The organism is Salsipaludibacter albus (assembly GCF_019798055.1).
Taxonomy (GTDB): domain Bacteria; phylum Actinomycetota; class Nitriliruptoria; order Nitriliruptorales; family Nitriliruptoraceae; genus Salsipaludibacter; species Salsipaludibacter albus.
On sequence record NZ_JAHOPH010000042.1, the window covers coordinates 1 to 225 of the forward strand.

1 protein-coding gene is annotated in these 225 nt (G+C 71.6%); it reads left to right on the forward strand.

The genetic code is table 11. The features are described from left to right. A partial coding sequence (locus KR546_RS17160; protein ID WP_238445944.1) for a GNAT family N-acetyltransferase occupies window positions 1-225 on the forward strand: 225 nt, incomplete at both ends.

Below are 225 nucleotides of genomic sequence, written 5' to 3' on the forward strand. Positions count from 1 at the left end.
GCGGAGTGGCAGCAGCGCTTCCGCGACCGTGTGGTCGACGGGCCCCACCTGCTGCTGGTCGCCGAGGTCGACGGCCGGGTCGTGGGCTACGCCGAGACGTCGCCGTTCCGACCCCACCACGCCTACGCCGCGTCGTTCGAGACCTCCATCTACACCGCCCCGGGCATCGCGGGCAAGGGAGTCGGCAGCCGGTTGTACGAGGCCTTGTTCGACCGTCTCGCCCAG